We start from the raw sequence: 1,600 nt of genomic DNA on the forward strand, positions 1-1,600 counted from the left end.
GTGACCGGCACCGAGATGACGGAGGCGAACCAGGGGGCGAAGGATGTGGTGAGCCACATGAGCTTCACCGTGAGCCACGGGGCTGATGCGCTCGATACGAGCAGCCTCAAATTCGATATCGCCGCCATTCAGCAGAGCCTGGATGGCAAGTACAGCAGCCACGGCAGCCCGGTTACCTTCACCCTGGATGCCAACGGCGAGCTGGTGGGGACCAGTAGCGACGGCCGCGAGGTGCTGCGGGCCGAGCTGAGCCTCGTTGAGAACAACGGCAACTGGAGCGTCACCGCCAAGGTGACCCTGGGGGCCGAGCTGGATCACCAGGGCAGCGAATCCCTCGACCTGCCGCTCACCGTCACCCTGACCGACAAGGATGGGGACAGGGTCTCCACCGACTTGCCGCTCACCATCAAGGATGGCCATGCGCCAAGTTTCGTGGCGGGCAGCGGGGTGAGCCTGGATGAGCGTGGGCTCGACGGCAGCAATACCCTGACTGGCACCGGCCACTTCCAGGTCAATGCGGGCTCGGATCGGGTGAGCGAGGTGTCGTTTGCCGACATCAGCGAGCAGCCTGCCCTGACCGCCCTGGGTCAGAGCGTCAAATACGAGCTGGTGGACGGCGATGCCAGCATACCGGGCAACCAGGTGCTGAAAGGCTATGTGGAAGTCAATGGCCAGCGCGTCGAGGTGCTTCAGGTCGAACTGGTGGGCAAGCTGGACAACGTTGCCAGCAACGGCTTTGACTACAAGGTGACCCTGTTCGAGGGGGTTCACCAGAGCGGCAACACCGCGACCGACCTGCCGTTCAAGCTCAACATCGTCGACAGCGACAAGGGCAGCGGCAACAACGACAGCACCACGGGTACCCTCAACATCCGCATTTCGGAAGGGGCCAACCCGACCCTCACCCTGACCGGCGTGACGGTGAGTGAAGGGTGCTTCGATGGCGCCGGCAACAACCAGACCGGCGATGATCAGCATGCCACTGGCACCCTGACCATCACGGCGGACTCCGATCCCGTGGTGGACGTGCGGCTGACCCTGAGTGGTCAGGTGCTGGATGCGAGCGGCAAGGCCATCACCCACAACGGTGAGACCCTCACCTGGCAGGAGGTGCCGGGCAGCAACGGCCACAGCTTCCAGGCAGTGACTGCGAGCGGCACCCTGGTGCTGACGGTGACCCTGCCGAGCGTGCCGGGCCGCATCGAAGCCCATACCCAGGCAACCCTGGACTATCAGGTGACGGTACACACCAACCTGGATCACGGGGCGGATGACAAGCTCAACCTGAGCCTGCCGGTGAAGGTGACCGACAGCGATGGCAGTGTGATCACCGGCAGCACCACGGCGGTGATCATCGATGCCGCCGACCCTCACCTTGGCATCGACAGCGGGGTCACCTTGCAGGAAGGGGCCTCAGGCCAGACCCTGGATGGCCAGTTGCCGGTGAGCGTGGGCAGCGATCGCCTGGTGTCGCTCAACTTCGAGGCGAGCCAGCCCGGCCTGAATGGCCTCACCAGCGGCGGCCAGCCGACCCACTATCAGGTCAACGGCAACGTCATCACCCTGCTGGATGCGGGCGGCAAGACCATTCTGACCGTGA

General features: G+C 64.4%; 1 pseudogene. It reads left to right on the forward strand.

Annotation, left to right across the window (positions count from 1 at the left end):
- Nucleotides 1-1,600, forward strand: a pseudogene (locus AB5Y47_RS12820) (type I secretion protein); the annotation flags it as partial.

The sequence above is a fragment of the Aeromonas sp. R7-2 genome (assembly GCF_040908105.1).
Lineage (GTDB): Bacteria > Pseudomonadota > Gammaproteobacteria > Enterobacterales > Aeromonadaceae > Aeromonas > Aeromonas caviae.